The organism is Tepidimonas thermarum (assembly GCF_007556705.1).
GTDB classification, from domain to species: domain Bacteria; phylum Pseudomonadota; class Gammaproteobacteria; order Burkholderiales; family Burkholderiaceae_C; genus Tepidimonas; species Tepidimonas thermarum.
This window is the reverse complement of sequence record NZ_VJOL01000034.1, coordinates 21,825-28,623: the sequence shown is the minus strand read 5'-3', so window position 1 is coordinate 28,623 and position 6,799 is coordinate 21,825. Positions and strand designations below refer to the sequence as shown.

Sequence of the window (6,799 nt, the reverse complement as noted above, 5' to 3'; positions counted from 1 at the left end):
CGCCCTGGCGCATCGGCCGCGCCTGATCCTGGCCGATGAGCCCACGGGCAATCTGGATCCGCGCACCGCCACGCAGGTGCTGGCGTTGTTGCACGCGCAAACCCGTGCGCAGGGGGCGGCGCTGGTGGTGGGGGCGTCGGCGTTGACCTGCGGGCCGACGCCGGTTGGCGCCTGCGCAGCGGGCGCTGGGGCTGGCGTCGTTGCGTCGGCGGGCGCGGTCGTCGTGGCCTGGCGCAGCTGCTCCAGCTCCTGCAGGTTGCGGTTGAGCTCGGCGACGCGCTGCTGGGTTTCGTCGCGCTGGCGCGCTTGGGCGATGCGCTCCTCGGTTGGGGCGGCGCTGCCGGGTTTGGTCAGCGTGAGCTTGTCCTGGGCGCTGGCCTCGGGCTTGGCCTCGGCCACGGCGGCTTGCACCGTGCCGGTGGCGGCGCGGGAGGCCTGCGGCGCGTCCTGTCGCGGGGCGGCAGCGGCCAGCCGCCGCCGGTAGTCGCTGAAATCGCGTGTTTGGGCCGCGACCAAGCGGCGGGCCTCCTGCGCATCGACCTCCGCCACCTGGGCATTGTCGGGCAGATCGAGCACCGTGCCGGCGCGCACCAGGTTGACGTTACCGCGGATGAACGCCTGCGGGTTGGCGCGCAACAGCGCCACCAGCATTTGTTCCAGCGTGGCGCCGGGCGGTTTGTGCGCGGCGGCGATGCGTCCCGCGGTGTCGCCCGGTTGGACCTTGACGCGGGCCGCGCTGGCGGGTTTTGCGGCGGTTGGCGCGGCCGCGGCGGCTGGCCGGCTGGCCGTCCCGGGCGGCGCCGCGGTGGCGGCTGCGGGGGCTGACGGGACGGGTTGTGCGGGGCGCACATCGGTGACGGCCGGGGCCGGCGGCTCGGCCACGGCGGGGGCCAGCGGCGCGGGAGGGCGCAGATGGGGAGGATCGAACAGCAGGGTGTAGCCGCGCAACAGCTCGCCGCCCGCCCAGCGGGCCCGCACCACGAGGTCAAGGAAGGGTTCGGACACCGGCCGCTCGCTGCGCACGACGATGAGCGTGCGGCCGTCCGTGCGCCGCTGCAGTGTCAGCACGACATCCTGCACCAGGGGGTTGAATTCCAGGTTGGCGGCACGAAAGCGTTCGGGCGGGGCGATGCCGAGTTCCAGACTGGCGGCCTCGGCCTCGGTGATGGCGGGTACGTCGATTTCCGCGCGCAGGGGTTCGCCCAGCTGCGACTGCACCACCACCCGTCCCAGGGCCAGCGCCCATGCATTGCCGGCCAGCGTGGCGCACAACGTCGCGGCCAGCGCCACGCGCCGCCAGGGTCGTGCGGGCCGCCCGCCCGCGCCGCCGACCCACGGCGTTGGCAGGGGTGGTGGCGATGAGAGCGGGCGATTCGGCACGGGAGTCCTTGGTGAGCGCATTTCGACGGGGTCAAAACACCTTAGCATCAATGCGTTACGGCGACAAGCTAAGACGGCGCGCGACCTGGCGTGAACGGGCCGTCTGACTCCCGTTGGGCCGCCTGGCGTTGCGGGCGCACAACGTCCGGCAGGCCCCAAGGCCCCGGACGTTGGCGACTATACCGCCATCAGGCGCCCAACAGAATGCGCAGCATGCGGCGCAGCGGCTCGGCGGCGCCCCACAGCAGCTGATCGCCGATGACGAAGGCCGACACATACTGCGGCCCCATGTTGAGCTTGCGCACCCGGCCCACGCCCACCTGCAGCGTGCCGGTGATGGCCGCCGGGGTCAGCTCCTTGACGGTGATGGCGCGGTCGTTGGGCACCCACTTGACCCAGGGGTTGCCGCTCTTGATGATCGATTCGATTTCCGCCAACGGCAGATCACGCTTGAGCTTGAGGGTCAGCGCCAGGCTGTGGCAGCGCATGGCGCCGATGCGCACGCACAGGCCGTCCACGGGGATGGTCTGCTCGGTGCCCAGGATCTTGTTGACCTCGGCCTGGCCCTTCCACTCCTCCTTGGACTGGCCGTTGGGCAGCTGCACGTCGATCCAGGGGATGAGGCTGCCCGCCAGCGGCGCGCCGAAAAACTCGGTCGGCACGTCCTCGCGGATCGCGCGCGCCACCTTGCGGTCGATGTCGAGGATGGCGGAGGCCGGGTTGGCCAATTCTTCGGCCACCGCGGCGTGGATGGCGCCCATGCCCTTGAGCAGCTCGCGCATGTGGTTGGCGCCGGCGCCGCTGGCAGCCTGGTAGGTCATGGAGCTGACCCACTCCACCAGGTTCTCGCGAAACAGCCCGCCCAGCCCCATGAGCAGGATGGAGTTGGTGCAGTTGCCGCCAATCCAGTTCTTGCCGCCGGCGGCCAGGGCGCGGCGGATCACGTGCTCGTTGACCGGGTCCAGAACGATGACCGCGTCCGGCTCCATGCGCAGGGCGCTGGCGGCGTCGATCCAATGGCCCTGCCAGCCCGCGGCGCGCAGCTTCGGGAAGACCTCTTTGGTGTAGTCACCGCCTTGGCACGTGATGACGATGTCGCACTGCGCCAAGGCCGCGATGTCGTGCGCATCCTGCAGGGTGCGGTGGGTTTTGGCCTGTGCCGGGGCCGCGCCGCCCGCGTTGGAGGTGGAGAAAAAGACCGGCTCGATGAGGCCGAAGTCGCGCTCGGCGACCATGCGGTCCATCAGGACCGAGCCGACCATGCCGCGCCAGCCGACCAGGCCGACCCGATTGCCTACGAGATTCATGACGTGTGCCCTTTCAGTGGTGGAAGTGGTGGTAGAACCCTTCTGCTGCCCGGCTCGTCTGGCCGGGGAGGGCGCACGACGAACCAGGCTGGTGTCAGCCGATAATGGTGGTCGTGGTTTTGGCGCTCGCGCGCAGGCCCGCGCGCACGCCAAGCGCCCCTGCGGGGCAGGCGCGATGTGCGGTGAGCGCGCGGTGGCTGGCCATATGATGCGGATTGTAGCCCAGCCAAGCTGGCGTACGCCTGACAACGCGGCCGCCGGTGGCCGGCCGTTCCGGCTTGCCCGCCGCCGCGCACGGCGGCCCTTGGGAGTCCGATGCGATGTCCACACCCCTGCCTGGCACCAGCACCGAAGGCTTGCTGGCCGTGATCACGACCGTCGCCACCCGCGACGACGCCCTGCGCCTGGCCCATGCGTTGGTCGGGCAGCGCCTGGTCGCGTGCGCGCAGCTCAGCGCCATCGAAAGCGTGTACGTCTGGGCCGGCGCCGTGCAGCAGGAGCCCGAGTACCGCCTGCTGTTCAAAACCACGACGGCGCGCTACCCCGCGCTGGTGGCCGCGCTGCAGGCCCTGCATCCGTACGAACTGCCGGCCATCGTGGCGGTGCCGTTGGAGGCCAGCGCCGCCTTTGCCGACTGGGTGCGCGCGGGCACCCAGTCGTAAGGCTTAGCCGAGCGCGTGCACCACGGCGTCGCCCATTTCGGCCGTGCCGACGCGCCGTGTGCCTTCGCTGTGGATGTCGGGGGTGCGCAGGCCGTCGGCGAGCACGCGTTGCACGGCCGCCTCGATGCGGTCGGCAGCCTCGGGCATTTGCAGCGAATAGCGCAGCATCATCGCCACCGACAAAATCGTGGCCAGCGGGTTGGCAATGCCCTGGCCGGCGATGTCCGGCGCGCTGCCGTGGCTGGGCTCGTACAGCCCTTGCCCGCGTTCGTTGAGGCTGGCCGAGGGCAGCATGCCGATCGAGCCGGTGAGCATCGCGGCCTCGTCCGACAGGATGTCGCCAAACATGTTGCCCGTGACGATGACGTCGAATTTTTTCGGCGCCTTGACCAGCTGCATGGCCGCGTTGTCCACGTACATGTGCTCGAGCTCGACGTCCGGGTAGTCGCGGTGCACCTCGGTGACGACCTCTTTCCAGAACTGGAAGGTCTCGAGCACGTTGGCTTTGTCGACGCTGGTGACCTTGCGCCTGCGCTTGCGCGCGGCCTGGAAGGCGACGTGGGCGATGCGCTCGATCTCCGGGCGGCTGTAGCGCATGGTGTCGTAGGCCTCGTCGGTTCCGGCAAACGGCCCGTCCGGGGCGCTGCGCCGGCCACGCGGCTGGCCGAAGTAAATGTCGCCGGTGAGCTCGCGCACGATCAAAATGTCCAGGCCCGCCACCAGCTCGGGCTTGAGACTGGAGGCATGCGTGAGTTGCGCGTAGCAGATGGCCGGGCGCAAGTTGGCAAACAGCCCCAGCGCCTTGCGCAGCCCCAGGATGGCCTGCTCCGGGCGCAGATGGCGCGGCAGGGTGTCGTATTTCCAGTCACCCACGGCGCCAAAGAGCACCGCGTCCGCGTCGCGCGCCAGCGCCAGCGTGGCCTCGGGCAGGGGGTGCCCGTGCGCGGCGTAGGCGGCCCCGCCCACGGGGGCCGTGGCCATCTCCAGCGGCAGGCGCAGGGCGTTGAGGACCTTGACGGCTTCGGCGATGATCTCGGGGCCGATGCCGTCACCGGGCAGGATGGCGATTTTCATGGCGGCGCAATCAACGGTGGGGGCGTGCAGACAGGGACTCAGCCGGCCAGGGTGCGGGCCAGCCACGGGTAGCGGGCCAGCCGCTCGGCCTCGAAGGCGCGAATCTTGTCGGCGTGGCGCAGGGTCAAGCCGATGTCGTCGAGCCCGTTGAGCAAGCAGTATTTGCGGAAGGGCTGCACCTCGAACGGGATTTCGGCGCCTTGCGGCTCGACGATGACCTGACGCTCGAGGTCGATGGTCAGCTCATAGCCCGGTTGGGCGTAGACCTCGTGGAAGAGCCGGTCCACCGTGGACTCGGGCAGCACGATCGGCAGCAGCCCGTTTTTGAAGCAGTTGTTGAAGAAGATGTCCGCAAAGCTGGGCGCGATCAGCGCGCGAAACCCGTACTGCTCGATCGCCCACGGCGCGTGCTCACGGCTGGAGCCGCAGCCGAAATTTTTGCGCGCCAGCAAAATGCTCGCGCCCCGGTAGCGGGGTTGGTTGAGCACGAAGTCCGGGTTGGGCTTGCGCTGGCTTTCCGGCACGCCGGGCTGGCCCGGCTGGTCCAGGTAGCGCCACTCGTCGAACAGGTTGGGCCCGAAGCCCGTTTTGCGGATCGACTTGAGGAATTGCTTGGGGATGATGGCGTCGGTGTCGACGTTTTCGCGGTCGATCGGCGCCACGATGCCCTTGTGGATGGTGAAGCGCTGCATTTACTTCTTGCCGGCGTCTTGGAGGATTTGGCCGCCTTTTTGGATGTCCTTGCCCAGCCCCTGGACGGTGTTGCAACCGGCCAACAGCAGGCCCAGGCAGGCGAGGGTGCAGCACAGTGCGCGTTTCATGGCGAACCTCCGCAGGGATGGATCAGACAAACTGGCGAATGTCGACGAAATGGCCGTGGATGGCCGCAGCGGCCGCCATGGCGGGGCTGACCAGGTGGGTGCGCCCGCCCGCGCCTTGGCGTCCTTCGAAGTTGCGGTTGCTCGTGGAGGCGCAACGCTCGCCGGGTTCGAGCCGGTCGGCGTTCATGGCCAGACACATCGAACAGCCAGGTTCGCGCCACTCGAAGCCCGCGGCGCGGAAAATCTCGTGCAGCCCTTCGCGCTCGGCCTGTTCCTTGACCTGGCCCGAGCCGGGCACGACCATGGCCAGTTTGACGTTGCGCGCCACCCTCTGGCCGAGCTTGCGCACCACGGCTGCGGCTTCGCGCATGTCCTCGATGCGGCTGTTGGTGCACGAGCCGATGAACACCTTGTCCACCGTGATGTCGGTGATGGGTTTGCCGGGGGTGAGCGCCATGTACTGCAACGCCCGCTCCATGGCGGCGCGTTTGACCGGGTCCTTTTCCTTGTCGGGGTCGGGCACGCGCGCGGTCACGGGCACCACCATCTCGGGCGAGGTGCCCCAGGTCACCTGCGGCAGGATCTGGGTGGCGTCGAGCTCGACCACCGCGTCCCAGTGCGCATCGGGGTCGGAGTGCAGCGTGCGCCAGTAGGCCACCGCCTGCTCCCACGCCACGCCCGTGGGGGCCAGCGGGCGGCCGCGCACGTAGTCGATGGTTTTGTCATCCACGGCCACCAGCCCGGCGCGCGCGCCGGCTTCGATGGCCATGTTGCACACGGTCATGCGGCCCTCCATCGACAGGGCGCGGATGGCGCTGCCGGCAAACTCGATGGTGTAGCCCGTGCCCCCGGCGGTGCCGATGCGGCCGATGATGGCCAGCACGATGTCCTTGGCGGTGCAACCGCGCGGCAGTTGCCCCTCCACGCGGATGAGCATGTTGCGCGCCTTTTTGGCCAGCAGCGTCTGCGTGGCCAGCACGTGCTCGACCTCGCTGGTGCCGATGCCATGCGCCAGCGCGCCAAACGCGCCGTGGGTGGAGGTGTGGCTGTCGCCGCACACCACCGTCATGCCCGGCAGGGTGGCGCCGTTTTCCGGGCCGATGACGTGCACGATGCCTTGGCGTTTGCTCAGGAACGGAAAGTACGCCGCCGCCCCGAACTCGCGGATGTTGGCGTCGAGCGTGATGATCTGTTCCTTGCTGATCGGGTCGGCGATGCCGTCGTAGCCCAGCTCCCACCCGGTGGTGGGGGTGTTGTGGTCGGCCGTGGCCACCACCGACGACACGCGCCACGGCTTGCGGCCGGCCACGCGCAGGCCTTCAAACGCCTGCGGGCTGGTCACTTCGTGCACCAGGTGGCGGTCGATGTAGAGGATGGCGGTGCCATCCTCTTCGGTGTGGACGACGTGCTCGTCCCAGATCTTGTCGTACAGGGTGCGTCCCATGGCGGAGGCAATCGATGTGCGCGGCCTGCCATTGTAGGGCGAGGCCGCATGGGGCGTGGCGCGCACACGGCGCGGCACGCCGAGGCCGGCTGCGGGCCGGATCGGCGCGGC

The 6,799-nt window shown here is 69.5% G+C and carries 6 protein-coding genes and 2 pseudogenes; 2 read left to right on the top strand and 6 right to left on the bottom strand.

What is annotated here, in order from left to right; all coding sequences use genetic code 11:
- A pseudogene (locus tag Tther_RS13505) lies at positions 1-130 on the top strand (ABC transporter ATP-binding protein); the annotation flags it as partial.
- 371 nt (positions 131-501) lie between these two features.
- Here the strand turns inward: Tther_RS13505 and Tther_RS13645 are convergent.
- Both Tther_RS13645 and asd read right to left on the bottom strand, forming a co-directional pair.
- Positions 502-1,401, bottom strand: a pseudogene (locus Tther_RS13645) (type IV pilus assembly protein FimV); the annotation flags it as partial.
- A 167-nt stretch (positions 1,402-1,568) separates the two neighbouring features.
- Positions 1,569-2,687: an aspartate-semialdehyde dehydrogenase gene (asd, locus tag Tther_RS09055; RefSeq protein ID WP_143903086.1), complete on the bottom strand. Its 1,119-nt coding sequence runs from the start codon at positions 2,685-2,687 to the stop codon at positions 1,569-1,571.
- Positions 2,688-3,007: 320 nt separating this feature from the next.
- Here asd and cutA point away from each other — a divergent pair, with 320 nt between their 5' ends.
- Positions 3,008-3,349 carry a divalent-cation tolerance protein CutA gene (gene cutA, locus Tther_RS09050; RefSeq protein ID WP_143903084.1) on the top strand — a complete coding sequence of 114 codons (342 nt, stop codon included), beginning with the start codon at positions 3,008-3,010 and terminating at the stop codon, positions 3,347-3,349.
- A 3-nt stretch (positions 3,350-3,352) separates the two neighbouring features.
- On the opposite strand, the gene leuB is transcribed toward cutA, so the two are convergent.
- From leuB to leuC, 4 genes are read right to left on the bottom strand one after another with little or no spacing between them, the layout of a single operon-like run.
- The gene (gene leuB / locus Tther_RS09045; protein WP_143903082.1) at positions 3,353-4,423 is read right to left on the bottom strand and encodes a 3-isopropylmalate dehydrogenase; all 1,071 of its coding nucleotides are present in this window, start codon (positions 4,421-4,423) and stop codon (positions 3,353-3,355) included.
- Between the two features lie 38 nt (positions 4,424-4,461).
- Positions 4,462-5,115, bottom strand: coding sequence for a 3-isopropylmalate dehydratase small subunit (leuD, locus tag Tther_RS09040; protein ID WP_143903080.1), 654 nt, complete (start codon positions 5,113-5,115; stop codon positions 4,462-4,464).
- A complete protein-coding gene (locus Tther_RS09035; RefSeq protein ID WP_143903078.1) occupies positions 5,116-5,244 on the bottom strand; it encodes an entericidin A/B family lipoprotein in 129 nt (42 codons plus the stop codon).
- Between the two features lie 22 nt (positions 5,245-5,266).
- Positions 5,267-6,688 carry a 3-isopropylmalate dehydratase large subunit gene (gene leuC / locus Tther_RS09030; protein ID WP_143903076.1) on the bottom strand — a complete coding sequence of 474 codons (1,422 nt, stop codon included), beginning with the start codon at positions 6,686-6,688 and terminating at the stop codon, positions 5,267-5,269.
- Positions 6,689-6,799 lie beyond the last annotated feature (111 nt).